Genomic DNA, 24,719 nt, shown 5'->3' with positions numbered 1-24,719 from the left:
CTTTTTTGTGCTAGGGTCGCGGATCACCAAGGCCAGTAGGGCCAGCCGCCTCCGCCTTTCTTGTCCTCTTCGACATAAAAGACGTTCTTCGGAATCTCGCGACGCTTGATCGACGTATTGGCGAGGATCACGTCGGCGAGCGTCGTTTTCTTCACCATCAACTGTTCGGCGCGCGTCAGGTCGCGCTCCCACCAGAAGCGGTCGTGATCGCGCAGCGCCGTGAATTGAAGAATGACGATCTCGCGAAAAGTTTCGCCGAGCTGCGAGCCTTCGCGGGCGAGCGCGTCTTCAGAAATGCCGCCAACCCAGAGGTCGATGTCGTCGACAGTTCCGTAAGCCGCGCGCAGTTTTTCCTGCAACGAAGGGTTGGACGTTATGTCGCTGAAATCCTTGTGGGGCTTTAAGCCGAGCGCCTTGCGCGCGTCATTCAGGGAGCAGAGCCCGCGGTCGCGTCCACGCTGGATGTTCAAGGCTGCGAGATCGAAGCCGCCGGCTCCCGGCGGGCCGAAGAGGAAATTCCTCAAATCGTCGACGATCATGTTGTCATAGGTCTGGCTCTTCTGCGACGCGAGCCCGCGCAGAACCGGATCGAGGTCATCGCGTTTTTTGAGCAGCATGGGCGCGTTGAAAAACGCATTGCGCAAGGGCAAGTGACCGGCGGCGATTTCGCGCCCGCGTGCGTCGACGCGCAAAAGTTGCGCATTGATGAGCGTATGACCGAGCCGCCATGTGGCGCCCGAAAATTCGGTGAAAAGACCGGGATCGCCGGGTTCATAGCCGCGATAGCGCGGCAGCGCGCGCTTGCCGATCAGTGCTGGCAGAAACTCCTCGTAAGTGATGATCTGGATTTCCGCGATCACCATGCGCCGCGCCGCGTGAAAGACGTCGTCGCCGGAAAACCAGGGCCGCGTTTTGCGGATGTAATCGGCCCAGCGATTATGTTCTCGCACGAACAGCGTGTGCATGACCGTGAGACCGACCTGTTCGTTCGAGCGCACGTCGCCGGCGAGGAAAAGCTTCGCTGGATCGATCGGCCCTTCATTGGCGTTGGGCAGAAGGCCCGTGTTGAACGGCAGAAGATCGCCCTTACTGGTCTTCAGCCGGCCCGTGCCGTCATTGGTTCGCAAGGCGGAGGCGCGTTCGTCGCTCGACCCGTAGATCATGGAGCCGTCGAGCCATGAGGTGATCTCGTTCATCTGCTCACGCGGATTTGAAAGATCCGTGCCGGTTTCCTCATCGAAAATGGCGCGGTCGAAGCGGATCCATTTGCCGCCTTCCGAGAAAGGGTCGAAATGCGGATCCCCCAACGGGATCGGTATGTCGTGAGAGCGGTCGTCAGATTTGACGCCGTCGCCCAGCGCAAAATCGTGATCGACGAACTGGCCCCATTGCCAGAGGAAATCGCTCGTTCCGAACGGGCCCGGAAACGATTGCCCCGCCTGATCGACAACGATGTTGGAGATTTCCCGCGGGCCTTTGCGCAATTGTCCCGACATTTCGGAAATGCCGTCGGCGTAATCCTGCGGCGTCAGGCGGACGAGTTGCGCAAACGCGGCGCCGGCTTCTGGATCGCTGAGATTGTTGCCGGAGCCGTCAAAGCTTCTGACTTCACGTCCCTGATGGAAGGCTGGCGCCCATGCTCCGAAACGGTGGCGCAGCCGCGCTTTTGTCTGCGCTTTCACGTCGCGTTCGATATTTTGGGCGGGATGTTGGTGTTCGGCGCGCTCGTCGCCCCTTCGCGCTTCCGCTGCTGTCGCCATGGCCAGCGCCGCAGCGCTCGCGCCAAGTAAAACTCCAATCCGCATAATCCGCCCCTGACAAAGTCCCACGATATTGATTATCGCTCTTTCGAGGGTCGGGTTTCAAGGAAAACCGGATTAAGTTTCGGTGACGCGCGCGTTTAAGGCGAGGCGTATCCTCACGCTGCACGCCAAAAGCGCGTATGTAAAACCGGCCGCGACTGGCGCGGCCGGTTTTCGGTAAAGAGTTCTTGGCTTTAGTCGGCGAGGCATTCCTGCAGCGCGGCGTCATAGGCCGCTTTCTGCTGCTGGTAGTAGGCATAGTTCTGTTCATAGACTGCATCTGCCTTTTGCTGTTTGTCGGCTTTCACCGCCTGGCCGCCCGCAGCGCCCGCAGCAGCGCCTGCGGCCGCGCCGTATCCGGCCTTATCGCCGATCACTTCGCCGGCGACGGCGCCGACAGCGGCGCCCACGGCCGTGCCTTTGAGGACCTGTTTGTTGCCGGCGTCTTCACGCACAGGAATCGGCGTCGTCGCGGGATCGAAACCGGTTTCGGCGGTCGCAAAGGCGCGGCAGTTTTTCGGCTCCGTCGCTGCAACCGGTGCATCGGAGGATGCGCTTCCGGCGAGCGCGGAAGGTTCTTTGTCGAACTGGCCTGTCACCGCGGCCCCTACGGCCGTCACCGCTAGCGCTGCGCCGATCCCGGCGGCGATAATCATGGCTTTGCTCATGGCGTTGCTCCTTTTCAATCACCTGCGAGGAAACGGCTGGAAAAAGGCCGTGCTCCCTGCGTCGGGGGCCAAACCCCAAAAGGACGCGACTGTTCCGCAAATTGCGTTGAAATGTCGGAAAGCCATGGCGAAAGCTGATGTTTCTCAATAGATAAGCGGTCTCGCTGCAAGAATGAAAAATCCGTCATGACACCCATTAAGGGAAAAAATTTCGACGCCATTATTTTTGATTGTGACGGCGTCCTCGTCGATTCTGAGGTTTTGGCGATCAGGGGCGAACGCGCCGCGCTTGAAACGCTGGGACTTTTTTATTCCCCTCAGGATTATGTGCGCAAATTCGTCGGTCTTCATGACCGCTCTTTTTTCGATGCGCTGCGTATGGATTATCGCGAGATTCATGGCCGGGATGCGCCTCATGATTTCGAGGACTTCATTCTCGAAGAACGGCGGCGCGAACGGCATCTGCTGACGTCCATCGCCGGCGCAGATGCAGCAATAAAAAAGGCGCGCGATTATGCGAACGCTGTCGGCGTCGCTTCCTCGTCACGCGCGCATTTCCTGCAATCGAAGCTGGAGCGGACGGGGCTTTTCGAGCTCGCCGCTCCCCATGTTTATTCCGCTGATCTCGTAACTAATGGCAAACCGGCGCCGGATATTTTCCTTTATGCGGCGGAACGGATCGGCGCCGAACCGGAGCGCTGTCTCGTTCTGGAAGACAGCGAAAACGGGGTCAGGGCAGGGATCGCGGCGGGCATGACGGTCTGGGGTTTTCTCGGCGGCGGGCACATTTTTGAAGGTCATGGAGAGCGTCTTACGGCGGCGGGCGCCGCGAGCCTTGTTGAAAGTTTCGCCGCCTTCGCCGAGGCGCTTGACGCGCTTCATCGGAATGCCGGAGAGTTGCGCTCATGAGCTTTGCATCGGACAATTGGGCGGGCGCCGCCCCGGAAATTCTTGACGCCCTTCAACGCGCCAATGACGGCGCCGTTCCCGGCTATGGCGGCGACGATCTCACCAAGAAAGTCGAAGCGAAATTCGCCGAAATTTTCGAGCGCAATTGCGCGGTCTTTTTCGTGGCGACGGGCGGCGCGGCGAACGGGCTTGCGCTCTCCGTCATGACGCCGCCTTACGGCATGGTGCTCTGTCATGAGGAAAGCCATGTGCAGATGGACGAATGCGCCGGGCCGGAATTTTTCACCGGCGGGGCGAAGCTGCTTCCTATTGCGGGCAAGAACGGCAAGCTGACGCCCGATGCGATCCGCAAGACGCTGAAAGGCTTCCCGCACCGCCCGCCGCACGGCGCGCCGGCAAGCGCCTTGTCGCTGACGCAAGGCACTGAATGCGGCACGACCTATACGATAGAGGAATTGACCACCGTTTGCGATGCTGCGCGTGAGGCGGGGCTGTCGGTTCATATGGACGGCGCGCGGTTTTCAAATGCTGTCGCGTCTTTGGGCGTCAGTCCGGCGGAAGCGACATGGAAAGCGGGCGTCGATGTCTTGTGTTTTGGCGGCACGAAAAACGGCTGCATCGCCGCGGAGGCCGTCATTTTCTTCGATCGCCATCGCGCCATGGATTTCGAATTCATGCGCAAGCGCGCCGGGCATCTCTGGTCGAAAATGCGCTTCATCGCGGCGCAGTTCGACGCTTATCTCGAAGATGATTTGTGGCTAAAGCTCGCCGCTCACGCCAACGCCATGGCGCAGCGCCTTGCCGCGGGTCTGAAAGAGATTCCGGGCGTCACGCTGATGTATCCGACGGACATCAACGAGATTTTCGTGGTCTTTCCCGACGGCGTCGCGGAAAAGCTGCGCGACGGCGGCGATGTCTTTTATCCCTGGGTGACGCCCGGCGATCCCGCCGATGGCAAGGGCCATCGGTTGATCTGTTCCTTTCGCACGACAGAGGCGGAGGTCAACGGATTTTTGACGCGGGTCCGCGCCGCCCTTTAATGGGCGGCGACAACCTGCTTCTTGTTCTTCCGGGCCTGAATGTTCAGCAGCTCCACCATCAGTGAGAAAGCGATGGCGAAGTAGAGATAGCCGCGGGGAATATGGAAGCCGAGCCCGTCGGCGACGAGCGCGACCCCGACCAGCAGAATGAAGGAGAGCGCCAGCATCTTGGTCGTCGGGTGGCGTTCGATGAAGCCGCCCAGCGGCTCCGCTGCGATCGCCATGACGATGGTGGACAGGACGACGGCGGCGATCATCACAGAAAGAATCTCCGTCATGCCGATGGCGGTGATGACGCTGTCGAGCGAAAAGACCGTGTTGATGATAAAAAGCTGAAGGAGAACGGCGCCGAAAGCTGTCTTGGCTTTCGCTTCCTCATGGCCCGTTCCCTCAACGGCGGAATGGATCTCGCCGGTGCCTTTCCACAACAGGAAGAGACCGCCGGCGAAAAGGATAAGATCTTTGACGGTGACGTCGTGAAATGATTCATAGGCATGGGCGTCGTCTCCCGCCACGAAGCGCGCCAGAAACTCCGGCATATAGAACAGAGGCTCTGCGTCGAGAGCGATGATCCAGAAAATCGCGCCCAGCATGGCGATGCGCAAAATCATGGCGCCCCAGACGCCGATGCGGCGCGCGGTGACATGCTCTTTGCCTTTGAGTTTGGCGACGGCGATGGAGATGAAGAGAAGATTGTCGATGCCGAGCACGATCTCGAGGAAGGTGAGGGTCAAGAGACTTCCCCAGAAGGCGGGGGTCGTAATCAGCTCTTCCATGCGTCGGATCCTTTGCCGTTTTCAGGGGCCTTTATAGCCAGCCAGCAGTTTCGCGTCTCGCCAACATCTCCAGAAGGGTGATAGTTTCCGGCGCGTCATTGAGGCAAGGGATCGCGGTGAACGCCTCGCCGCCCGCCTCCATGAAACTTTCGCGTCCGGCGATGTCGATTTCTTCGAGCGTTTCGATGCAGTCGGCGACAAAACCTGGCATGATGACGGCGAGTTTCCTGACGCCCTCGCCTGCGAGTTTTTCTATGGTGGCGTCGGTCGCCGGCTCCAGCCATTTCTCGCGGCCGAATTTCGATTGAAACGCCATGGGCGCGAACTCCTCCGTCCACCCCATTTTCTCGCGCAAGAGGCGCGCCGTCTTGGCGCAGTGACAATGATAGGGATCGCCCAGGTCGAAATAGCGCTGGGGCAGGCCGTGAAAAGAAATCACGATCCGCTCCGGCGTGAAACTCTGCGCCGCAAGATGGCGGCGCGTCACCGCGGCGAGGGCTTCGATATAAAGCGGATCGTCATGAAAGGCGGGGGCTGTGCGGATCGCCGGCTGCCAGCGCATTTTCTTCACCGCATCGAACACGGCATCCGTGACGCTTGCCGTCGTCGTCGCCGAATATTGCGGATAAAGCGGAATGACCAGAATACGCTCGCACCCCGCTTCTTTCATGGCGTTGAGCTCCGCGGCGACGGATGGATTGCCGTAGCGCATGGCCCAGCGCACATCGACGCCATGCAAGCGCGCAGCGAGCGCTTCCGCCTGCACTCTTGTGTAATAACGCAAGGGGCTTTCATTGCTCTCCCCGCGCCAGATCTTTGCGTAGTTCTTCGCCGTCGCCGCGGGGCGAACATTGAGAATGACCCCGTGCAACACCGGCAGCCAGAGCGCGCGAGGCAGATCCACAATGCGTTCATCGCTCAGAAATTCGCGCAAATAACGGCGCACGGCGCCCGCCTCCGGCGCATCCGGCGTGCCTAGATTGACCAGGAGCACGGCGGTTTTTGCGGCGGCGATCGGCGGGTGATCCGCAGGCAAGCGGCCTTCGTTGGTCATATTAGTTTCCGTGACTGAATTCTCTGGAGAACTGAAGCTTTTCCGCGGTCTTTTGGCAAAAATCGCCGCCTTTGTCACAATAGTGAAACATAAAAAATAGAGGGTGCCCGCGAATTTAAGGGCGGCGCTCCTTGTGCGCCCAGGCCACCCCAGCGCGGGCGAAAAGGGCGACTATGGACATCGATATTGGATTTTGGGCCGCTATCGGCTTTGCTTTCGCGGCTTATGCGGTCGTGGGCAATGACGCGCTGCAAACGCTGGGCACCTTCATCAACTCCAACCGCCGGCTGCCCTGGTGGGCGCTGTTCCTCTTCGCAGCGACGGTGCTGGTGATCGTTTTTATCTACGGCTATATGACGAACGGCGGCGACCCGTCTTTCGGGCGTCTCGACGATGTGGACAAATATCCGATTTTCGAGCCGCGATGGTATCACGCCATCCCCCCGCTGGCTCTTCTTTTGCTAACGCGGCTCGGCATTCCCGTCTCAACGAGCTTCATGATCCTTGCGATCTTCGCAACGCTCGACGGCATGTATTCCATGCTGATCAAGTCGCTCGCCGGGTATGCGGCGGCGTTTGTCACCGGCGGCCTTCTTTACGTTGCGCTGGCGCCGACCATTGAGCGCTGGTTCCTGAAAACGGCGGAACAGCAGCACGCGCCAGTCTGGGTGTTGCTGCAGTGGATTTCGACCGGCTATCTCTGGTCGGTCTGGCTGATGCAGGACTTCGCCAATATTTTCATCTTCCTGCCGCGCGGCGTCGATGAGGCGGGCGCCCCGGCGCTCAATGCGACGGAAGCGGGCATCGCCGTGGCGGGGATCCTCGTTCTGCTCGCCTATACGTTCTGGAATGGCGGCGGTCCGGTGCAGAAGGTCCTTAAATCGAAGACCAGCGTCACCGACATCCGTTCGGCCACTATTATCGACTTCGTCTATGCGACGCTTCTCTTCTACTTCAAGGAAGTGAACAACATTCCCATGTCGACGACGTGGGTGTTTCTCGGACTGATTGCGGGCCGGGAATTCGCCATCGCCACGATCGACAAGATCCGCTCGCCCCAAGACACGGCGAAAATCGTCCTGACCGATATGGGCAAGGCGACGGTCGGGATTATCGTCAGCATCGTGCTGGCGCTGGGCCTGCCCTTCCTGGCGCAGTCGCTGGCTGGCTGATCTATCGGGCTAATCGTCTTTTGCCGGTTTGAATTTCGCCGCCTTGTCCTTGACCCGGTAGCGAGTCTCGTCCTGACGGCGGAAGCGGCGGCGCATTAGATCGCTCTCGCCCTTTTGCGTGTAGGTTACAGTCTTGGTTCTGGCCTCGCGGCTGTCGCGGAGCCCGGCGGGCTTGTGCGCCGTCCGATCCTTGATGCGGTAGGAGGGGCGGCGGCCATGCTTGGCGGTCTCCGGATCGTCTTTCAGGGCGAGAAGGCCCACGAGACCGTCAGAGCGCGCCTCGGCATTGCGCAAATACCAGATCATGACCACGGCGAAGACCGCGACGATCAACAGAAATTCGATGCTGTCCATGGCCCGAAAGATTTCCTTTCGCCGCTAATGGTACGCTTCCCTTCAAGCGAAGGGAAAGCATCCGCAGGGCGGAATTTATGATGCAAGCCCCATGCTAGGGAGCTTTGTTAACCCTTTGCGCCCGCCCATAGACGGCGCACACAGATCGCCGTAGACATCGGGTGCATGGAATACAACGAGAAATGGGCGCTGATCACCGGCGCGTCGGCGGGCATCGGCGCGACTTTTGCGCGAAGCTACGCCGCCAAAGGAGCCAACATCATCCTCACGGCCCGGCGCGAAGACCGGCTCAAGGCGCTCGCAGTCGAGCTTGAAAAAGCCCATGGCGTCAAAACCCGCGTCATCGCCGCCGACCTCGCCAACCCCGCCGCGCCGCAGATGATTTTCGATGCGCTTCAAGCGGAAGGAACGCCCGTCGACATCCTCGTCAACAATGCTGGGTTCGGCATGCCGGGTTCTTACACTGAGAATGACTGGACGGCGCACCGGGCGTTTCTCGAACTGATGCTCGTCTCCTACGCCCAGATGACGCGGCATTTCCTGCCGGGCATGCTGGCGCGGGATTACGGCCGCATCATCCATGTGGCGTCGCTGGCGGGACTGGTGCCGGGGGCGGCGGGCCACACGCTTTACGCCCCCTCAAAGGCGTTTCTTATCAGCTTTGCGCAGTCGCTCGCCGCCGAGTGCGCGGGGACCGGCGTGCGCGCCTCGGCGCTTTGTCCGGGCTTCACCTATTCGGAGTTCCACGACGTCAATGCGACGCGCGGGCTGGTTTCGCAGCTTCCGAAATATATGTTCATGGAAGCCGAGCCTGTGGTCGAAGGCGCGATCGATGCCGTTGAAAAGGGGCAGGCTGTATATGTGCCAGGAAGGTGGAACAAATTCGTCGCCTGGCTTTCGCGCACTCTGCCGCGATCATTGTCTGAACAGATGGTGAAAAACCAGTCCAAGCGGTTCCGGAAGAAACACGCTTAAGGATTCTTAGAACGCTGAAATCCGGAGACGGCGCCGGCGCTGACCGGCGCCGCCAGCATTTCATCGGCGATGTCAAAATCGGCAATGAATTCGCGCCCCCGCAGTTCCTCAGTGACGTTGCCGCCAGCATCCACATGATAGAGAGGGCGATCGCCTACGGCGGAAACATAAAACCCCCCGGCCCCGTCGCTTTTTACGCCTTCTAGGTCATGGAGGGCTTTGTCATCGGAGATTATTTCTATCTGCTTGTCGCTTCTGCCGATGCGCATCAGCGTGACGCCCGCGACGATAAGATGGTCCGGCGTGACATCAATTCCATTGGCGTATTGCAAAGCTTCATCGTTCTTCAGCCAGGTCTTGAGGCGGCCCTTTTCCAGCTTGTAGATTGAGTTCGAGCCGGAGCCTGTGACGAAAACGGAACCATCGTCGTCCAATGCGACGTCATTGAGCAGGGGCGATCGGTCATCAGACTCATAGGCGAAAAGAATCAGCCTGCTTGGGATATGGATGCTCAAAAGCCGGTCGTAGTCCACGGCCCACAAAATATCACCGCTGACAGCCAGCCCTGTGGGCGCGTTCAGTCCCTCAAGCCAGACAAGGTCTTCGACGACGCCATCCATGGAAAGCCTCGAAATGAAGCCTGCACCATTTTTTTCGTAGCCGTTCACGTTGGACACAAAGATTGCGCGCCGTTCAGTGGAAAAGGCGGCGCTTTCAGGGCTTTTAAAACCGTTCAGGGTCCAGTTTTGACGCCATGCCGTTCCGTTTTCCTCGGCAAAGGTGAAGTTGAGCGCAAGGCTCGCGGCCGCAAGGGCTCCGCAGAAAAGCACTTTGAAGTTTTTACGGTGCATCATCGGCGTGTCCTTGCAGGCGACAATGGAATTGTTAGCGCAAGGACACAGCCGCGTCTTTATACAAAAAGGCTTCGCCTGCGCGCGACCCAGTGGAGCACCGTCTGCCGCCGGTGTTCCATGACCGTCAGGCTAGGCTCGGAGGGTCCCTCCTGACGGCCGCAGTCTCTTGTCGCCACGCTGGCGAAGCCGGCGACGGTTTACTTCCTCACCGACGCAAGCTGTGACGCGCCGCTTTGCGCGTGATGCCGATCAAGGCGTGTGTCGTCGATCTCCTCAACCCAGTCTTCGACAAGCTGGGACTTGCAGGAACTGACGGTTTTTCTGGCGTAAAGCGCGCGCGGATCTGCTGCGCAAACGCTTTTAGCGCGGCTTTGCATGCGATCGTGAAGGCTGGAAACGCCGGCCGTCGATTCCAGCTCGCTTGACTTGTAGCTGAAGGAAACGTCGCTTTCCGCCTGCGCCGCGGACAGGGCCGCAAGGCTCGAAACGGCGGCGACGGCAAAGATTTTGAGGGGTTTTGCATTGAGGGGCATGGGGTTTCTCCTTTGGCGTTTGCCTTTGTGTTTTTGGAAACGGCCCGCGCCCCGCGGCCTTCAGAACCGCCGGTGCGAAATCCTCGCATCGTCAGCGCTGATGAGAAGATAATAGGAATACGGACGAATTTTATAAAGCCGCTTCAACGCATGCGTTGAACGGTTCGTCGAAAAACACTCCGTTAAATGCGAACTAGGTGCGTTTAACGGATTTTAGCGACAGATTTGTGCGAGCGTTGCGCAGAATTTGCTAAATCGGGTTATGCGGTCTTTTCCGCCCAGCTCCGGTGTTCGGCGTCGAGCTCATAGGCGGCCATCGCGGCGAGCGTGACGATGTCTCCCACCGGCGCGCCGACCTGCGCGATCTGCACGGGGCGCTCAAGGCCGATGAGGACGGGACCGAGCACCAGCGCGCCGCCGACCTCGCCAAGCAGTTTCGACGAGATCGCAGCGGAATGTACGCCTGGCGTGATGAGGACGTTCGCTTCGCCCTTGAGACGCGAGAACGGATATAGCTCGCGCAGCTTTTCGTTAAGCGCCATACGCGGCGTCATCTCGCCCTCATATTCGAAATCCACATCGGCGCGCCTGTCGAGGATCTCGACGGCGCCGGCGACGCGGCGCGAATGCTCCGTGTCGGGATTGCCGAAATTCGAATAAGAAACGAAAGCGACTTTCGGCGGGAAGCCGAGATGGCGCGCGGCGTGGGCCACCTGCATGGCGATTTCCGCAAGATCTTCCGAAGTCGGCAGTTCTGTGACGTTGGTGTCGGCGATGAAAAGCGTGCGCGTCTTGGTGAGGACGATGGACATGCCGACCATGCGCTCGCCGGGCCGGGGGTCGAGGGCGAGGCGCACATTGTCAAGCGCCACATCGTAATGGCGCGTGATGCCGGTGACCATGCCATCCGCATGGCCATGGGCCAGCATGCAGGCGGCGTAGACATTGCGGTCCGTGTTGACGAGGCGCACAGCGTCGCGGTGAAGATAGCCTTTACGCTGCAGCCGGTTATAGAGATATTCCGTATAGAGACCGCTATGCTTGGCGGTGCGCGAGTGGTGGATCTCAAAATCCGCGTCTTCAGGCAGGCCGGCGTCTTTCAACCCCTGACGAATATATTCCTCGCGGCCGATGAGGATCGCGCGGCCGAGATTTTCCTGCTGGAAGCCGTAAGCGGCGCGGATGACCGCCTCCTCTTCGCCTTCCGCGAAGACGACGCGTTTGGGCGTTTCTGCCGCGCGCAGCGACGAATAGATGCGTTGCAGGAACGATGCGGCGGGGTCGAGACGCGCGGCGAGGGTGTTTTTATAGGCCGAAAGATCGTTGATCGGACGGCGCGCGACGCCGGTGTCGACGGCGGCCTTGGCGACGGCAGGCGGAATTTCCGATATGAGCCGCGGGTCGAACGGCGTCGGGATGATGTAGCCGGGGCCGTATCTCAACCGCTTGCCATAGGCGGCGGCGACTTCGTCGGGCACGTCCTCGCGGGCGAGCTTTGCGAGCGCTTCGGCGCAGGCGATTTTCATCTCTTCGTTGATGGTGCGCGCCCGCGCATCGAGCGCGCCGCGGAAGATGTAAGGGAAGCCGAGGACATTGTTCACCTGGTTTGGATAGTCCGAACGCCCGGTGGCGATGATCGCGTCCTTCCTGACGGCCATGACTTCTTCAGGGAGGATCTCCGGCGTCGGATTCGCCATGACGAAGACGATGGGGTTTTTCGCCATGGACTTGATCATGTCCTTGGAGATTGCGCCCGCGACCGAAAGGCCGATCACCACATCCGCGCCGTCCATGGCGTCGGCGAGGCTTTTCTTGTCGGTCTCGACCGCGTGGGCCGAGCGCCACTGATCGAGCTGGCGGCCTTTGGTGAGAACGCCCTTGGAATCGCAGACAAGCGCGTTCTCATGGGGCAATCCCATAGCTTTGATGAGACCGATCACCGAGAGCGCTGAAGATCCGGCGCCGGAAACCGCGACTTTAATGTCCTTGATCGACTTGCCGGTAACGTCGAGCGCATTGAGGAGTCCCGCCGCCGCGATGATCGCCGTCCCGTGCTGGTCGTCGTGAAAGACCGGAATATCCATCAGCTCTTTCAGGCGCTGCTCGATCATGAAGCTTTCGGGCGCCGCGATGTCCTCGAGATTGATGCCGCCGAAGGCGGGCCCCAGATAGCGGACAGCGTTGATGAATTCGTCGGGGTCCTTGGTGTCGACCTCGATGTCGATGGAATCGATGTCGGCGAAACGCTTGAAGAGGACGGATTTGCCTTCCATCACGGGTTTCGAGGCCAGCGCGCCAAGATCGCCCATGCCTAGGATGGCGGTGCCGTTCGAGATGACCGCCACCATGTTGCCCTTGGACGTGTAGTCATAGGCCTTGTCCGGATCCTCCGCGATCGCGCGCACGGGCGCGGCGACGCCGGGCGAATAGGCGAGGGACAAATCCCGCTGGGTCGACATGGGCTTGGTGGGCGTCACCTCCAGCTTGCCGGGCTTGCCGCGGCTGTGAAAGAGGAGGGCCTCCTCGTCGGTGTATTTGCGGGTGTTTTCGTCCATGGAGCGTTTCCGGGCCTTTAGCGTGAGGAATTGGCTTAACGCCGTTGTGTAGCGGCGGCAATGCGGCGGGCGGTTGCAAGAAGCTTTTCCGGCGACTACCTGTGGCGGAGCTTTTCATCGATCCCCCAAAGACGTTAAATCCATGTTCATCCAGACCGAAGACACCCCGAACCCGCAATCCATGAAGTTTCTGCCCGGACAGCCGGTGCTCGGCCAGGGGGCGCTGGGCGTCGATTTTCCAACCATGGAATCGGCGGCCGGCTCGCCGCTCGCAGCGACCCTCTTTGAAACCGACGGCGTGATGGGCGTTTATCTCGGCGCGGACTTCATCACGGTGACCAAGACCGAAGCCGTCGAATGGATGCACATCAAGCCGGCGCTGCTCGGCGCGATCGCCGACTTCCTCACCGCAGGGCTTCCCATTCTGGCGGAAGGCGCCGCCGCGCAATCATCCTCGCCCGCGACGCCGCTGGAAGACTATGAAGGCGAAGATCGGGAAATCGTCGAACAGATCATCGAGCTGATCGAGACCCGCGTGCGTCCCGCCGTCGCGGCCGATGGCGGCGACATCGTCTTCAAGCATTACGAGCCGCGCACTGGCGTTGTCTTTCTCTCCATGCAGGGCGCCTGTTCCGGCTGCCCGTCATCGACCATGACGCTGAAGAACGGCATCGAGAACATGCTGAAGCATTATGTGCCAGAAGTCGCGCGCGTCGAGGCGGCGTAAGCGTCAGCTTTTGCCGAGAGACGACCGGATCGCGGCCATCAGCGCTTCATCGCTCACCGGCTTCACGATCACAGGACAGGCCGACAGGCTTTCCGGCTGGTCTTCCATGCGCTCATAGCCGGTACAGAAAACCACCGGCACCCCGGCCGCCAGCAATTCCTCCGCAAGCGGATAGGAGCGTTCGCCATTGAGATTGCCGTCGAGAACGGCGAGATCGGGAAGAGTATCCGCCATGACTTCCCGCGCCCGGTCGAGCGAACCGACGGCGCCGGCGATGGCGAAACCCGCCGCGCGCAGGCGCATTTCGAGGTCGAGCGCGGTCAGCGCCTCGTCTTCGACGATAAGGATGCTGACAGGCGTTTGCGGCGTCTTTTTCGCCTTTGCTTTGGGTTTCGCGGCGCCCGCAGGGGCCGCCGAGAGGGCGGGGCGCGCCCTCAGCGCTATGTTGCAGACAAGGCCCTCAGGCTCCCAGATACGGTCGATGGCGCCGCCCTCGAAATTATCGACAAGGCTGCTGAGCAACGTCGTTCCAAAGCCTTCCACAGCCGGCGGCGCGACGGGCGGCCCGCCGCTTTCGCGCCATTCGATCGACAGGCCGTCATCGGCGCGCCGCCAGGTGACGCTGAGTTTTCCCTTGCTCGTGGAAAGGGCGCCGTATTTGGCGGCGTTGGTGACGAGTTCGTGGAGAATGAGCGCCAGCGACTGCGCCACCGGCGGCGGCAAGACTTCGGTTCTCCCCTCAAGCAAAACGCGGCCGGCGTCATCTCCGATATAGGGGGAGAGCTCGTCTTCAAGGATTGAGCGCAGATCGGCGCCTTCCCAGCGCGACGCCGCGAGCAAATTATGCGCGCGCGAAAGCGCAGCGATGCGGCCCTGAACCGCCGCCTTGTAGCTCTCAATGGTGTCTGCTGTAGTCAGATTGACGACGGCCTGCGCGACGGCGAGGGCGTTCTTTGCGCGGTGGTCGATCTCGCGCATCAAAAGCGTCTGGCGTTCTTCAGTCTCTTTTTGCTCGGTGACGTCCGTGTTGGTGCCGAACCAGCGGACGATCTCGTCCTTCGCATTTCGGATCGGCAGGGCGCGGGAAAGGAACCAGCGATATTTCCCGTCTTTGCCGCGCAACGGAAAGACGTCTTCCCAGGGTTCGCCGGTTTCAAAGGCGTTTTTGATTTTCGCAACGACGCGCTCAACGTGATCCTGATGGTGGACCCGCCGCCAGCCCCAGCCTTCCATTTCCTCAAGGGTCGTGCCGGTGTAATCGAACCAGCGCTGATTATACCAGAAAATCCAGCCGTCAGGCCGGGTCATCCAGGCCAGCTGCGGGATCGAATTCGCCATGACGTGAAAGTCGGCTTCCAGCTGGAGATAGTCGGCTTCCAGCGAGCCGTTTCGGCGGGCCATGACCCATTCCCTGAACATTCGCCCGTTCAGCGTGTTTGCTCCAAGCGATCAGCGGATCATGCCAGAAACGCCGGGGCTTCGCTATTGGCCGCGCGCGGGCGCCGCAAACATTCGTGATGTGTTGCAAAAAGAGAAAGGACCCAAGAGATGTCAGACAATGTCTACGCCGTCACCAAGATCGTCGGCACGTCGAAATCCTCCATTGAGGACGCCATCCAGAACGCCCTCGCCACGGCGTCGAAGACGCTCAAAAATCTCGACTGGTTCGAGGTCAAGGAAACCCGCGGCCTCGTCGACGGCGACAAGGTCGCCTATTATCAGGTCGCGCTGGAGCTTGGCTTTCGGTATGAAAAATAGCATGAAGGCGGGCGACCGGTGAGCCGACGGAGAAGTCCCCCATGTCCGACAAGATGATAAACGACCAGGCCCTCGACATCATTTTCCGCGATGCGCGCACGCGCAATGGCTGGGAAAGCCGAAAGGTGACGCGCCCTTTGATGCAGGCTGTGTACGATCTCATGAAATGGGGGCCGACCTCGGCGAACTGTTCGCCGGCGCGGTTTGTCTTCGTCGCCTCGGAAGAGGCGAAGAAGCGGCTGGAGCCGCATCTCGGCGACGGCAATAAAGCCAAGACCATGGCGGCGCCCTGCTGCGTCATCATCGGGCACGACATGGAGTTCTATGAAAAGCTGCCGCAGCTTTTTCCGCATACGGACGCGAAAAGCTGGTTCGCCGGCAATGACGAGCTGATCAAGACGACGGCTTTCCGCAACGGCACGCTTCAAGGCGCTTATTTTATGATCGCCGCGCGCGCGCTCGGACTCGATTGCGGGCCGATGTCCGGCTTCAACAATGAAGGCGTCGACAAGGAGTTCTTCTCCGGCACGCCCTACAAGTCGAATTTCCTCTGCAATATCGGCTACGGCACGGATGAAAATCTCTTCCCGCGTTCGCCGCGGCTCGATTTCGACGACGCCTGTCAGATTCTCTAAGCCTTGCGCGTGAAACAGCGTCTCGTCTCCCTCGCGCGCGGGGCAGGCCTGTTGCCCGCCTTCGACGCGCTGCGCTTCATGCGTTCGAAATGGACGAGCGCAGCGGAGAATGCGCGCTTCCGCGAAACCCATCCGGACTTCGATCCGCCGCCGCTATGGTGGATGCACGACATGTATCGCCACACGTCATACGATCTTTACTGGCGGACGGGACAGGAAACGGCGGCGGCGCTTGCGAGCCGCATTGATGCGCATGTGAAGACGCAAAGCCCTCGCGTTGCTGACTGGGGCTGCGGACTGGCGCGGGTGCTGCGGCATTTGCCGGAGCGGTACAAGCGCACAGGCTTCGATTACAACGCGCGCGCGGTCAATTGGTGTACGGATCATATCAAAGGCGCACAGTTCTTTCACAATGGGCTGATGCCGCCTTTGCCAGCTTCGAACGCCTCTTTCGACGCGCTTTACGCCCTCTCGGTTTTCACGCATCTTTCCGAAGAAGCCCATGACGCCTGGATTCACGATATCGCCCGCGTCCTCGCGCCGGGCGGGGTTTTCCTTGGCGCCTTCCACATGAAACTCTCGCCGGGGCAGCTCCTGCCGGAGGAGCAGGCGCGCTTCGATGCGGGCAAGCTTGTGGTGCGCGGCCGGGTCAAGGAAGGCTCGCGCACCTATGTCGCCTATCATCCTGAAAGCTGGCTTCGCTCTCATCTCTTCCACAACTGGGAGATTCTCGAAGGGCCGATCGATTTCTTCGGCCAGTCGCTGTTCATTGCGCGCCGCCCCTAATCCAACACAAGCGATCTAAACTCCGCCCACGGAAAATTTGCGCCAGGGTCGGTGCGCCGGTCCGGGTCGAGCCGCGCATGGCTCACCACATGCGCGAGGTTCGGATACTTGCCGGCGGCGTAACATACCATCTCCGCCGTGGCTTCGATCTGCCAGGGGGAGAAAGGATCCTTTCCGTCCTGCCGGTTGACGATTTCAATCCCCAGCGACAGGCGGTTGAGATTGGTCGCGCCGCTGCAGATGTCGGGGTGGGCGCAGGAGCGTCGCACATGCCATGCGGCGAGGCGTTCAGGACACGTCGCCCAGACATGGCCGCCATGCGCCTTTTCATCCTTACCCGGAATAATCCAGTGGAAACTGGCGCGGCCTTCCTCCATGACCGAAACGGCGCCGGCGGTTGACGATCCGGCGGTGGCGTGGATGACCATGACGCGGATCGCCTCTTCCGGCGGCGCGTGGCGCAAGGACGAACAGCTGCCTGCAGCGGCCCACGCGGTTTCATGGATGCGCTCGGTGATGGGAATTCGCGGCCAGTTGCGGTCCCGGGGTAGGTCGAATTGGAAGGCGGTCGGATCGGCCACGGCGGGCCTCCTTTCAGAGTGAAATGAAGATTTGCGGAAAGGCGGCGCTGTCCGTATGAGGCGCCCATGCTGGTCTTGGGGTTAGATACGGCGCTTCAGCGCTGCTCAGTCGCCATCTTAAGGGGGGGTGACGTGCTTGCGGATGAATCCGTCGGCATGGAGCGCGGCCATGCGGAGCGGCTCGCGCCCATGACGGCTGCGGCGCTCGCAAAGGCCGGCGTCGCCATCGGTGATTTGGATCGCGTCGGAGTGGTCGTTGGGCCCGGCGGGTTCACCGGCGTACGGGTCGCCCTTTCCTTCGCTCGCGGCCTCGGCGTCGGAACCGGCATACCCATTGTCGGGGTCACCAGTCTCGCCGCCCTTGCCGCGCCTTATTGGGAAGGCGGGCCGACGGCGGCAGTGATCGACGCAAGGCGCGGGCAGGTTTACGCGGGGCTCTATGGGGCCGGCGGAAAAATTCTTGTATCGCCATTTGTATCGGAACCGAAACAAGCATTGGAGATATTGGGGAATAAGGTTGCGGGCGACGGTGTCCGGGTGGTCGGGTCCGGCGCCGGCCTGCTCGCCCCTCCCCCTGCCGGCTGGCAGGTTTCGGATGGGAAAGAGGAGATCGACGCCAAGGCCGTCGCCCGTCTCGCCGCCGCCGCGCCGCTGCCGGAAGGGCCTCCCGCGCCTCTGTATCTGCGCCCGCCCGACGCCAAGCCCGGCCGGCCCGGTCTTCTCGAAGGCGAGAGGTCATGAATAGCTGGCAGGTATGGACCGCAGGACCGCCCGATGCGGAGACGCTCGCCAGGCTTGAGGCGCTCGCCTTTGGCGGGAGAAGCTGGGGCCGGGACAGCGTGAAGGAGAGTTTTGTCGCGCCGCGCGTGACAGTGCTTTTTGGCGGGGAAAGAGAAACCGAGCCTCAGGGCTTTGCGGTGTGGCGCGATCTCGGCGCCGAGGCGGAGTTGTTGACGATCGGCGTCATCGAGGCGGCGCGGAGCAAGGGGCTGGGCGAAGCGCTTCTTACAGGGGTCATTGAGGCGGCGCGGGCGGCGAAGGCTGAGCGTTGTTTTCTCGAGGTGGACGCCGCCAACAAAACCGCGCTGGCGCTTTATAGCAGGGCCGGTTTCGCGCCTATTGGCGCGCGCAAACGCTATTACGCCGATGGCGGCGATGCGACCGTCATGGCGCTCGACTTGTAGGCGGCGCATTCGGTTCGCTTTCGAGTTGCATCATGCGGCGCCGGGCGCGATAAAGGCCCGCGCCAAGCGGCCAACAGGAGACTGCATGGATCGGCTAGAAAAAATCTGCACCGCCAAAGGCATGCGCATGACCGAACAGCGCCGGGTGATCGCGCGCGTTTTGTCTGTGGCTGAGGATCATCCCGATGTGGAGGAGATTCACCGCCGCGCGACGGAGATCGATTCGAACATCTCCATCGCCACGGTCTACCGCACCATGCGCCTCTTCGAAGAGGCGGGCGTGGTGGAGCGCCACGACTTTCAGGACGGGCGCGCGCGCTATGAAGAGGCGACGGAAAAGCATCATGACCACCTCATCGACCTCAAATCCGGAGAGGTCATTGAATTCGTCAATGAGGAGATCGAGGCGCTGCAGAGGAAGATTGCCGAGCAGCATGGCTACAAGCTGGTGGATCACCGGCTCGAGCTCTATGGCGTGCCGTTAGATAAGGCCAAAAATCTCTAACTTTTCCGTCAGGCCGGACCGCCAGCGGTAAGAAAATCTTGACACCTGAGAGGTAAACTGGTCAGTGTACTAGCATCTGGCCCGTGCGGAAAAGTTGCGTCAGACAAACCCCGCCAGCGTGGCCCTTGCCGGTTTTTGGGAGAAAACACATGGCTTCCCTGCGCGAACTTTACCCGATCCCCGATATCGACCCCTGCTGGACCGTGCCCCAGGATTTCGAGACCGTCTTCGACTGGGAGTATGACGACGGCCGCAAGCAGATGATGCACCTTTATCAAAAGGGCAAGGACATGCAGTGGGATGCGCTCGACCGCATCGACTGGTCCCTCGAGCTCGATGAAGAAAACCCCATGCAGATCCCCGACGAGATGGGCGGCATCGCTCACACGCCGGTCTGGGGTAAGATGAACAAAAAGGAACAGGCCCAGCTTCGCCGTCATTTGCAGGCCTGGACGACGTCGCAATTCATGCAGGGCGAGCAAGCGGCGCTGATCTGCGCCGCCAAAATCGTGCAACAGGTGCCGGATCTCGACGCCAAGTTCTACGCCTCGACGCAGGTGATGGACGAGGCGCGTCACGTTGAGGCATATAAAAAACTCCTCACCTGCTTCGGCGTCGCCTATCCCATGACGCATCCTCTGCAGACGCTGGTCGATCAGGCCTTGCGCGACTCGCGCTGGGACATGACCTATCTCGCCATGCAGGTGGTGATCGAGGGGCTGGCGCTCGCCGCCTTCAACAATATCCGTGAAGTGTCGCAGAACCCGCTGGCGCAACAGGTCAACGCCTATGTGATGCAGGACGAATCCCGTCACGTCGCTTTCGGCCGCGTGACGCTGAAAGATTACTACCCTCATCTCACCCAGAAAGAGCGCGACGAGCGCGAGGAGTTCCTCGTCGAGGCCTGCTATCACATGCGCGACCGGTTCGAGGCGCGCGAACTTTATGAAAGCCTCGGCCTGCCGGTCGACGAAATCGTCGAGGCGCAGATGTCGTCTGGCTATCAGCAGATGTTCCGCACCATGCTGTTCTCGCGCATCGTGCCGATTGTGCGCGACATCGGCCTGTGGTCCGACAAAATCCAGGCGGCCTATGGCGAAATGGGCGTGCTTGGCTTTGCCGATATCGACTATGGCGAGTTGATGAAGCACGACAATGACCGCGCCGAGGAGTTCGACGAAATGAACCGGCGCGCGCGGCAGGAATATGTGGAAGATGTGGCTGCGCTCGGCGCATCTGGCGTCGCCGCGGAATAAACTGTCTTCCCATGTCAGATACAAAACGGCGCGCCTCGTAGGCGCGCCGTTTGCATTTGAGCTCTTGATTTCTTTCTAGACGCCCGAAAGATTGTTGACGCGAGGTTTCGCGGGCGAGGCGTAATTTTCCGACCGGTCGTGGTCGAGCCGGTCGGCGAGAGCATTGGCCGCTTCGCCGAGATCGCGAATGGCGATGTTGTAGGCGTCGCGAATGGCGTCGAGGCGATCGTCGTCCACCGTTTCGCCGAGCTTTTCGATCTGATGGGCGGCGCTCACATAAATCTGGCGGTTTTCGCGCAGGGCCTGGATGGCCTCCTCGACGAGGGCGACGTCATTGCCGGTGAGGCGCGCGGCTGCAAGGGAGGTCTCGGCGACGTCCAGAAGGCGTTCCGCAGCTTTCAGATTGGCGCTGGCGTCGGCCTCAAGCTGTTGGAAGCGCGCCCCTGCGGGCTGCAGCGCGGCGGCGTAGGTCTCGGCGGCGTCGGTTTTGGTGAAACCGTCATCGTCAATGGCGCCGACGGTGATGCGGGAGACGAAGGAGACGGGCTCGGGCTTCGGCCAGGGCGCGCTTTCAACCTGACGCGCCGCCTCGGCGAGAAGGTCGCGCTCGGCGACCGCCTGATGCTTGGCGCTGGATTGTGAGGAAATCGGGTTCACCGCGCATCCGGCGGTAAACGCCATCATGATGAAAACCGCCGCGATCGCTCTATTGAAAGGCTTTGCGGCCTTTACACATCTGACTAACAAACCCTGACCCCGTAGAAAGACTTGTGACACATGTCTCTCCCCACTAAACGCTAACCCATTGAGAAAAGCTTGTCAGCAGGGAAATGACCTCACTTCGCACTTTATATCCGCCCTTAGAGCCTTTTGACGCCGGCATGCTGCGCGTCAGCGATTTGCATCAAGTTTATTACGAAGTTTCCGGATCTCCGGACGGAAAGCCCGTCATCGTCTGTCATGGCGGCCCGGGTGGCGGTTCGACCCCTTCCATGCGCCGCTATTTCGATCCTTCGCGCTATCGCGTCATCCTGTTCGATCAGCGCGGATGCGGCAAGTCGCTGCCGCACGCCGATCTCACTGACAATACGACATGGGATCTTGTCGAGGACATGGAGAAATTGCGGCGGCATCTGGGCGTTGAGCGCTGGCAGGTGTTCGGCGGCTCCTGGGGCTCGACGCTCGCCATGGCCTATGCGGAGACGCACCCCGATGTTGTGACCGAGCTTGTCCTGCGCGGCATCTTCACGCTCCGCCGCGAAGAGCTGTTGTGGTTCTATCAAGAAGGGGCGAGCTGGCTGTTCCCCGATCTCTGGGAAGGGTATCTGGAGCCCATCCCAGAGGCGGAGCGCGGCGATCTCATCTCCGCCTATTACAAGCGCCTCACCGGCGCGGACAAAGCCGAACAGATGCGCGCCGCGAAAGCGTGGAGCGTGTGGGAAGGCGGCACGGTTTCGCTGCTGCCGTCTGACGAGCGGGTGCAGGCTTTTTCAGGCGACGCTTTCGCGCTCGCATTTGCGCGCATCGAATGCCATTATTTTTATCATGGCGGCTTTTTCGAGCGCGACGACCAGATCATCGCCAATGTGGACCGTGTGCGGAATATTCCCGCCGTCATCGTGCAGGGGCGCTATGACGTCTGCACGCCTATGAAAACCGCATGGGAGCTGCATCAGGCCTGGCCGGAAGCTGAGTTCAATCTCATCGACGATGCGGGGCACGCCGCGTCCGAGCCGGGGATTATCGATGCGCTGGTCCGTACGACGGACAGGTTTGCGTCTATTTAACCATTCTGGCGCTTTCTCTATTGTATAGTCAGGCCAGCGTCCCCACTTGGTAATGACGGATGCAAATCAGTGCCTTCGTAACTGGAATTTAAAAACATGTTTAAGAAAAGCGATAATCAAGGCGATAAAACCCCGAAGCAGGACGCAAAAGACAATTCTGCGAAAGCCCCGGCGGCGGCCAATGAGGCCGGCCAAAATACAGACAAGACAGCTTCTCCGGCGAAAGCGCCGGAAGCTGAAAAACAATCCGAAAAAGCATAAGCCGATTTGCGGAGGTCGTAGCGCTTCCTCCGCAATTTCACGATTGTAGTTTTAAGTCCTTTTTATAAGCGAGGACGCCAAAGCGTTTGGCGCCGTCATCGGTATGTGCGCGGCAGGCGGAGTTTTCGGCCTGCCCGTAATCCGGTTAGGATGTTCCCTTGGATTCTCAACATAAAATTACTCTCACGCAGCCGCACAAGGCTTTATCTTTCTTCCAATGCCTGATTGTCATGATGATCTTCGCCATCAGCGCCGTTGTGTTCGGCCAGGCGGAGGCCGCCGAGCCGCCCGCAAACGCGCGCAGCAAGGGCTATCTTGGTGAATGGGAGTGCTTGCAGGGCTTCAGGAAAGATGTGGATGCGTGTGTCGCCATCACTATTCCCCAAAATGCCTATGCAACGAATTCTTCTTATGATCGCGGGTGGGAATGCCGCCACGGATATCGCCGGGAAATAGACGCTTGTGTTGAAATCAACTTGCCTGAGAACGCTTATTTGACGTCGCTTGGCGCGCATTGGAGCTGTGATCGAGGGTATCAAAAGATCGACAATGCTTGCGCCCGCATAGATGTGCCAGAAAACGCATACTTATCCGATAACAACTTCGGTTCGGGTTGGGAATGCGAGCGCGGATTTCGTGTTGCGGGAAACGCTTGTGAACCCGTTAGCGTTCCGTCAAATGCTTATGCGACCAATACAAGCTATGGCCGCGGATGGGAATGCGAGCGGGGGTTTCGGGAACAGGCTGGCCAATGCGCGCCGCTTGTCGCTCCAGAGAATGGGTTTTTGGTTACGACGACAAGTGGCGGCGACTGGGAATGCGCACGCGGCTACCGGGCCGTCAAAGATGCATGTGTCAAAGTAATTGTTCCTGAAAACGGTTATCTTACAGGAACGGTTTACGGTTCAGGCTGGAAATGTGAGCGCGGCTATAAAGCCCAAGGCGGAGTTTGCGTGGCCGTTATGATGCCTGAAAACGCGCACTTGGATTATTCAGGCAATGATTGGGAATGCGACGCGCCATACCGGCGTCAGACCAATAGCTGTGTTGGCGCATGACGCCTTTGTAAGCGCAGAGTTATTATTTCCCACCCTTTTTCTTGGGCTTGCCGTGAAAGAGTTCGGTCGTCTGCGAAACTTGTTTTTCAGGCTTCTTAGGCTTTTTCTGCTTCGGTTTTTTGGGTTCGCGATTGCTGCGCTGCTGGCCTTTGGCCATGAGTTGAATTCCTTTTTATGGGTGCCGCTTTATGGGCGCCGCGATTATGGAGGAGAGACGCAGAAGATATGCCGCAGGAAAATGCCGAAGCCATGTGCGGCGGCCGTCCTGCCGGATAAAAACACCGGCAGGAGGCTTTCTCCCCCAATAATCTCTAGAAGCGCAACGGGACGAGTTTGACATAATGTAAGTTGGCGCTCTTAAGTTAATGCGCCTCAATTGAGCCAATAGCAAGCAAAATTCCGTGTACGAAAAATATCTTTATGAATGCCTTGATGGTGACGCCGGATATGTGCCTCGGCGGATTGAATAAAGGCCGATGCAAGCCGATCTATAAATATTAAAGGAGAGCTATTATGCCGGGTGAACTTTCAGAGAAGAAGATTGCCGGAGCGCCATCGCATGAGATGGAAAAATATGGCATCAAATGTGTGCGGGTCGATTATTTCCATATCGGCGGATACCGCTATACAGATATCAAAGATGCCGTCGCTCAGGCCAAAAGGATGAAGAAGAAGCCATAAAGTCGGGTGCTAGCCCGGGCAATACGCCGCCGCGATGACGCGGTTTTGTCCCGGCTCCTGAATGATCAGGGCGCAGTGTTCGGTGTCGCCGGGCTTTTCCACCCAGATTTCGCCGCCGCGTTTCCGGACGACGCCGAGGGGCCGGATTCCGGTCACCACATTGACCTCTTCGAAAATCTTGCCCGCATTGGCGCCGCTGGTGATCCGCGTCGAGGTGCGCGCCTTGAAGGTGACGAGATAAGCGTTGCCGCCGTTTTCGCTTTCGCCGATTTCGAACAGCATGCCGCCTTGCGAGAGAGACGATGAAACAGTGGCGCCGGTTCTCGGCGCTGCGGCGATCAGCGCGTTTATCTTTTCTTTCTTGCCGCCGACGGTTTCGGCGCCGCCGCCGACAATGACCTGCGGCGTATAGATCGAACTCTTGTGGCGGATGTTCATGTTGTAGCGCTTCTGGCGCTTGGTGAAGGCGCTGTGGGAATAAGGGTCGGTCCAGCTGCCATTGGGGGAGCTTGTCATGTTCCAGTAATCGATATGCCAGGAGAGCGCGACGACGTCGTCGCGGGCAGCGATTTCGGGGAAGAGGGCCGCCGCCGGCGGGCACATGGAGCAGGCCTGGGACAGGAAAAGCTCCACCAGGACCGGGGGTTCGGTCCCCGCTTCTCGCGGCTCCTCGGCGCGCGCGGCCCCGGCCGCCAGGCTAAAGCCCGCCGCCGCGCCGGAACACAAGCGCAATAAACGCTGAAATGACGTCATCACCACCCTCAAGAAAGCGATACGCGCTCTCTCCCGCTCCCAATCTGCCGTGCAA

The 24,719-nt window shown here is 60.0% G+C and carries 28 protein-coding genes; 15 read left to right on the top strand and 13 right to left on the bottom strand.

Going from position 1 to position 24,719, the window contains the following annotated elements:
* Window positions 1-23: 23 nt before the first annotated feature.
* A complete protein-coding gene (locus tag ACQY5P_RS12490; protein ID WP_428407199.1) occupies window positions 24-1,805 on the bottom strand; it encodes a peroxidase family protein in 1,782 nt (593 codons plus the stop codon).
* Window positions 1,806-1,996: 191 nt separating this feature from the next.
* Window positions 1,997-2,470 (bottom strand): YMGG-like glycine zipper-containing protein, encoded by a 474-nt coding sequence (locus ACQY5P_RS12485; RefSeq protein ID WP_428407198.1) that lies wholly within the window; start codon window positions 2,468-2,470, stop codon window positions 1,997-1,999.
* A gap of 186 nt (window positions 2,471-2,656) precedes the next feature.
* Here ACQY5P_RS12485 and ACQY5P_RS12480 point away from each other — a divergent pair, with 186 nt between their 5' ends.
* Window positions 2,657-3,379, top strand: coding sequence for an HAD family hydrolase (locus ACQY5P_RS12480; RefSeq protein WP_428407197.1), 723 nt, complete (start codon window positions 2,657-2,659; stop codon window positions 3,377-3,379).
* Entirely contained in the window at window positions 3,376-4,419 is a 1,044-nt protein-coding gene (locus ACQY5P_RS12475) for a threonine aldolase family protein (RefSeq protein WP_428407196.1), read from the top strand. Before ACQY5P_RS12480 ends, ACQY5P_RS12475 begins: the two co-directional genes overlap by 4 nt.
* Here the strand turns inward: ACQY5P_RS12475 and ACQY5P_RS12470 are convergent.
* Together ACQY5P_RS12470 and hemH are read right to left on the bottom strand one after the other, a co-directional pair.
* Window positions 4,416-5,195, bottom strand: a complete 780-nt coding sequence (locus tag ACQY5P_RS12470; protein WP_428407195.1) for a TerC family protein — start codon at window positions 5,193-5,195, stop codon at window positions 4,416-4,418. The two genes, ACQY5P_RS12475 and ACQY5P_RS12470, sit on opposite strands and share 4 nt — an antisense overlap.
* A 31-nt stretch (window positions 5,196-5,226) precedes the next feature.
* Window positions 5,227-6,249 carry a ferrochelatase gene (gene hemH, locus ACQY5P_RS12465; protein WP_428407194.1) on the bottom strand — a complete coding sequence of 341 codons (1,023 nt, stop codon included), beginning with the start codon at window positions 6,247-6,249 and terminating at the stop codon, window positions 5,227-5,229.
* A gap of 173 nt (window positions 6,250-6,422) precedes the next feature.
* Here hemH and ACQY5P_RS12460 point away from each other — a divergent pair, with 173 nt between their 5' ends.
* Window positions 6,423-7,421, top strand: a complete 999-nt coding sequence (locus ACQY5P_RS12460) for a hypothetical protein (protein WP_428407193.1) — start codon at window positions 6,423-6,425, stop codon at window positions 7,419-7,421.
* Between the two features lie 9 nt (window positions 7,422-7,430).
* Here ACQY5P_RS12460 and ACQY5P_RS12455 read toward each other — a convergent pair whose 3' ends face one another.
* Window positions 7,431-7,775: a hypothetical protein gene (locus ACQY5P_RS12455; RefSeq protein WP_428407192.1), complete on the bottom strand. Its 345-nt coding sequence runs from the start codon at window positions 7,773-7,775 to the stop codon at window positions 7,431-7,433.
* A 165-nt stretch (window positions 7,776-7,940) separates the two neighbouring features.
* Here ACQY5P_RS12455 and ACQY5P_RS12450 point away from each other — a divergent pair, with 165 nt between their 5' ends.
* Complete coding sequence (locus ACQY5P_RS12450) at window positions 7,941-8,750, top strand: SDR family NAD(P)-dependent oxidoreductase (RefSeq protein ID WP_428407191.1); 810 nt, start codon at window positions 7,941-7,943, stop codon at window positions 8,748-8,750.
* Here the strand turns inward: ACQY5P_RS12450 and ACQY5P_RS12445 are convergent.
* The 3 genes from ACQY5P_RS12445 to ACQY5P_RS12435 form a co-directional block, all read right to left on the bottom strand.
* Entirely contained in the window at window positions 8,747-9,604 is an 858-nt protein-coding gene (locus ACQY5P_RS12445) for an SMP-30/gluconolactonase/LRE family protein (RefSeq protein WP_428407190.1), read from the bottom strand. The two genes, ACQY5P_RS12450 and ACQY5P_RS12445, sit on opposite strands and share 4 nt — an antisense overlap.
* A gap of 197 nt (window positions 9,605-9,801) precedes the next feature.
* Window positions 9,802-10,137 (bottom strand): UrcA family protein, encoded by a 336-nt coding sequence (locus tag ACQY5P_RS12440; RefSeq protein WP_428407189.1) that lies wholly within the window; start codon window positions 10,135-10,137, stop codon window positions 9,802-9,804.
* A gap of 260 nt (window positions 10,138-10,397) precedes the next feature.
* Window positions 10,398-12,692, bottom strand: coding sequence for an NADP-dependent malic enzyme (locus ACQY5P_RS12435; RefSeq protein WP_428407188.1), 2,295 nt, complete (start codon window positions 12,690-12,692; stop codon window positions 10,398-10,400).
* 142 nt (window positions 12,693-12,834) lie between these two features.
* On the opposite strand from ACQY5P_RS12435, the gene ACQY5P_RS12430 reads away from it, so the two are divergent.
* Window positions 12,835-13,419 carry a NifU family protein gene (locus ACQY5P_RS12430; protein WP_428407187.1) on the top strand — a complete coding sequence of 195 codons (585 nt, stop codon included), beginning with the start codon at window positions 12,835-12,837 and terminating at the stop codon, window positions 13,417-13,419.
* 3 nt (window positions 13,420-13,422) lie between these two features.
* On the opposite strand, the gene ACQY5P_RS12425 is transcribed toward ACQY5P_RS12430, so the two are convergent.
* Complete coding sequence (locus tag ACQY5P_RS12425; RefSeq protein ID WP_428407186.1) at window positions 13,423-14,820, bottom strand: HWE histidine kinase domain-containing protein; 1,398 nt, start codon at window positions 14,818-14,820, stop codon at window positions 13,423-13,425.
* Between the two features lie 147 nt (window positions 14,821-14,967).
* Between ACQY5P_RS12425 and ACQY5P_RS12420 the strand changes: the two genes are divergently transcribed.
* Genes ACQY5P_RS12420 through ACQY5P_RS12410 form a run of 3 tightly spaced genes read left to right on the top strand, consistent with a single transcriptional unit; the run spans window position 14,968 to window position 16,598 of the window.
* A complete protein-coding gene (locus ACQY5P_RS12420) occupies window positions 14,968-15,177 on the top strand; it encodes a dodecin (protein WP_428407185.1) in 210 nt (69 codons plus the stop codon).
* 41 nt (window positions 15,178-15,218) lie between these two features.
* Window positions 15,219-15,812, top strand: a complete 594-nt coding sequence (locus tag ACQY5P_RS12415; RefSeq protein WP_428407184.1) for a malonic semialdehyde reductase — start codon at window positions 15,219-15,221, stop codon at window positions 15,810-15,812.
* Between the two features lie 9 nt (window positions 15,813-15,821).
* Window positions 15,822-16,598: a class I SAM-dependent methyltransferase gene (locus tag ACQY5P_RS12410; RefSeq protein ID WP_428407183.1), complete on the top strand. Its 777-nt coding sequence runs from the start codon at window positions 15,822-15,824 to the stop codon at window positions 16,596-16,598.
* Here ACQY5P_RS12410 and ACQY5P_RS12405 read toward each other — a convergent pair.
* On the bottom strand, window positions 16,595-17,179 hold the full coding sequence (locus ACQY5P_RS12405) for an N-acetylmuramoyl-L-alanine amidase (RefSeq protein ID WP_428407182.1): 585 nt from the start codon (window positions 17,177-17,179) through the stop codon (window positions 16,595-16,597). The two genes, ACQY5P_RS12410 and ACQY5P_RS12405, sit on opposite strands and share 4 nt — an antisense overlap.
* Window positions 17,180-17,245: 66 nt before the next feature.
* On the opposite strand from ACQY5P_RS12405, the gene tsaB reads away from it, so the two are divergent.
* The 4 genes from tsaB (at window position 17,246) to ACQY5P_RS12385 (ending at window position 20,124) form a co-directional block, all read left to right on the top strand.
* Entirely contained in the window at window positions 17,246-17,920 is a 675-nt protein-coding gene (tsaB, locus tag ACQY5P_RS12400; RefSeq protein WP_428407181.1) for a tRNA (adenosine(37)-N6)-threonylcarbamoyltransferase complex dimerization subunit type 1 TsaB, read from the top strand.
* Window positions 17,917-18,363: a GNAT family N-acetyltransferase gene (locus tag ACQY5P_RS12395; protein ID WP_428407180.1), complete on the top strand. Its 447-nt coding sequence runs from the start codon at window positions 17,917-17,919 to the stop codon at window positions 18,361-18,363. The genes tsaB and ACQY5P_RS12395 overlap by 4 nt, the downstream gene beginning before the upstream one ends.
* Before the next feature lie 85 nt (window positions 18,364-18,448).
* Window positions 18,449-18,868, top strand: coding sequence for a Fur family transcriptional regulator (locus ACQY5P_RS12390; protein WP_428407179.1), 420 nt, complete (start codon window positions 18,449-18,451; stop codon window positions 18,866-18,868).
* A 149-nt stretch (window positions 18,869-19,017) separates the two neighbouring features.
* A complete protein-coding gene (locus tag ACQY5P_RS12385; protein WP_428407178.1) occupies window positions 19,018-20,124 on the top strand; it encodes a ferritin-like domain-containing protein in 1,107 nt (368 codons plus the stop codon).
* Window positions 20,125-20,199: 75 nt separating this feature from the next.
* Here ACQY5P_RS12385 and ACQY5P_RS12380 read toward each other — a convergent pair whose 3' ends face one another.
* The gene (locus ACQY5P_RS12380) at window positions 20,200-20,808 is read right to left on the bottom strand and encodes a hypothetical protein (protein ID WP_428407177.1); all 609 of its coding nucleotides are present in this window, start codon (window positions 20,806-20,808) and stop codon (window positions 20,200-20,202) included.
* A 146-nt stretch (window positions 20,809-20,954) separates the two neighbouring features.
* On the opposite strand from ACQY5P_RS12380, the gene pip reads away from it, so the two are divergent.
* Window positions 20,955-21,911 carry a prolyl aminopeptidase gene (pip, locus tag ACQY5P_RS12375; RefSeq protein WP_428407176.1) on the top strand — a complete coding sequence of 319 codons (957 nt, stop codon included), beginning with the start codon at window positions 20,955-20,957 and terminating at the stop codon, window positions 21,909-21,911.
* A 419-nt stretch (window positions 21,912-22,330) separates the two neighbouring features.
* A complete protein-coding gene (locus ACQY5P_RS12370; protein ID WP_428407175.1) occupies window positions 22,331-23,230 on the top strand; it encodes a hypothetical protein in 900 nt (299 codons plus the stop codon).
* A 22-nt stretch (window positions 23,231-23,252) separates the two neighbouring features.
* On the opposite strand, the gene ACQY5P_RS12365 is transcribed toward ACQY5P_RS12370, so the two are convergent.
* On the bottom strand, window positions 23,253-23,387 hold the full coding sequence (locus tag ACQY5P_RS12365) for a hypothetical protein (protein WP_428407174.1): 135 nt from the start codon (window positions 23,385-23,387) through the stop codon (window positions 23,253-23,255).
* Between the two features lie 356 nt (window positions 23,388-23,743).
* Between ACQY5P_RS12365 and ACQY5P_RS12360 the strand changes: the two genes are divergently transcribed.
* Window positions 23,744-23,911, top strand: a complete 168-nt coding sequence (locus tag ACQY5P_RS12360) for a hypothetical protein (RefSeq protein WP_428407173.1) — start codon at window positions 23,744-23,746, stop codon at window positions 23,909-23,911.
* A gap of 9 nt (window positions 23,912-23,920) precedes the next feature.
* Here the strand turns inward: ACQY5P_RS12360 and ACQY5P_RS12355 are convergent, their stop codons facing one another.
* Window positions 23,921-24,664 (bottom strand): DUF1223 domain-containing protein, encoded by a 744-nt coding sequence (locus ACQY5P_RS12355; protein WP_428407172.1) that lies wholly within the window; start codon window positions 24,662-24,664, stop codon window positions 23,921-23,923.
* Window positions 24,665-24,719: the final 55 nt, after the last annotated feature.

The sequence above is a fragment of the Hyphococcus sp. genome (assembly GCF_965267305.1).
Lineage (GTDB): Bacteria > Pseudomonadota > Alphaproteobacteria > Caulobacterales > Parvularculaceae > Hyphococcus.
This window is presented reverse-complemented; position numbering and strand designations above follow the sequence as displayed.

Coding starts and splice junctions, on each gene's coding strand:
- ACQY5P_RS12360 (WP_428407173.1), top strand. CDS start 23,744: ATGCCGGGTGAACTTTCAGAGAAGAAGATTGCCGGAGCGCCATCGCAT.
- ACQY5P_RS12365 (WP_428407174.1), bottom strand. CDS start 23,387: ATGGCCAAAGGCCAGCAGCGCAGCAATCGCGAACCCAAAAAACCGAAG.
- ACQY5P_RS12440 (WP_428407189.1), bottom strand. CDS start 10,137: ATGCCCCTCAATGCAAAACCCCTCAAAATCTTTGCCGTCGCCGCCGTT.
- ACQY5P_RS12425 (WP_428407186.1), bottom strand. CDS start 14,820: ATGGCCCGCCGAAACGGCTCGCTGGAAGCCGACTATCTCCAGCTGGAA.
- ACQY5P_RS12355 (WP_428407172.1), bottom strand. CDS start 24,664: ATGACGTCATTTCAGCGTTTATTGCGCTTGTGTTCCGGCGCGGCGGCG.
- ACQY5P_RS12445 (WP_428407190.1), bottom strand. CDS start 9,604: ATGATGCACCGTAAAAACTTCAAAGTGCTTTTCTGCGGAGCCCTTGCG.
- ACQY5P_RS12435 (WP_428407188.1), bottom strand. CDS start 12,692: ATGGACGAAAACACCCGCAAATACACCGACGAGGAGGCCCTCCTCTTT.
- ACQY5P_RS12490 (WP_428407199.1), bottom strand. CDS start 1,805: ATGCGGATTGGAGTTTTACTTGGCGCGAGCGCTGCGGCGCTGGCCATG.
- tsaB (WP_428407181.1), top strand. CDS start 17,246: ATGCTGGTCTTGGGGTTAGATACGGCGCTTCAGCGCTGCTCAGTCGCC.
- hemH (WP_428407194.1), bottom strand. CDS start 6,249: ATGACCAACGAAGGCCGCTTGCCTGCGGATCACCCGCCGATCGCCGCC.
- ACQY5P_RS12430 (WP_428407187.1), top strand. CDS start 12,835: ATGTTCATCCAGACCGAAGACACCCCGAACCCGCAATCCATGAAGTTT.
- ACQY5P_RS12385 (WP_428407178.1), top strand. CDS start 19,018: ATGGCTTCCCTGCGCGAACTTTACCCGATCCCCGATATCGACCCCTGC.
- ACQY5P_RS12475 (WP_428407196.1), top strand. CDS start 3,376: ATGAGCTTTGCATCGGACAATTGGGCGGGCGCCGCCCCGGAAATTCTT.
- ACQY5P_RS12485 (WP_428407198.1), bottom strand. CDS start 2,470: ATGAGCAAAGCCATGATTATCGCCGCCGGGATCGGCGCAGCGCTAGCG.
- ACQY5P_RS12380 (WP_428407177.1), bottom strand. CDS start 20,808: ATGATGGCGTTTACCGCCGGATGCGCGGTGAACCCGATTTCCTCACAA.
- ACQY5P_RS12390 (WP_428407179.1), top strand. CDS start 18,449: ATGGATCGGCTAGAAAAAATCTGCACCGCCAAAGGCATGCGCATGACC.
- pip (WP_428407176.1), top strand. CDS start 20,955: ATGACCTCACTTCGCACTTTATATCCGCCCTTAGAGCCTTTTGACGCC.
- ACQY5P_RS12460 (WP_428407193.1), top strand. CDS start 6,423: ATGGACATCGATATTGGATTTTGGGCCGCTATCGGCTTTGCTTTCGCG.
- ACQY5P_RS12415 (WP_428407184.1), top strand. CDS start 15,219: ATGTCCGACAAGATGATAAACGACCAGGCCCTCGACATCATTTTCCGC.
- ACQY5P_RS12470 (WP_428407195.1), bottom strand. CDS start 5,195: ATGGAAGAGCTGATTACGACCCCCGCCTTCTGGGGAAGTCTCTTGACC.
- ACQY5P_RS12450 (WP_428407191.1), top strand. CDS start 7,941: ATGGAATACAACGAGAAATGGGCGCTGATCACCGGCGCGTCGGCGGGC.
- ACQY5P_RS12395 (WP_428407180.1), top strand. CDS start 17,917: ATGAATAGCTGGCAGGTATGGACCGCAGGACCGCCCGATGCGGAGACG.
- ACQY5P_RS12480 (WP_428407197.1), top strand. CDS start 2,657: ATGACACCCATTAAGGGAAAAAATTTCGACGCCATTATTTTTGATTGT.
- ACQY5P_RS12455 (WP_428407192.1), bottom strand. CDS start 7,775: ATGGACAGCATCGAATTTCTGTTGATCGTCGCGGTCTTCGCCGTGGTC.
- ACQY5P_RS12420 (WP_428407185.1), top strand. CDS start 14,968: ATGTCAGACAATGTCTACGCCGTCACCAAGATCGTCGGCACGTCGAAA.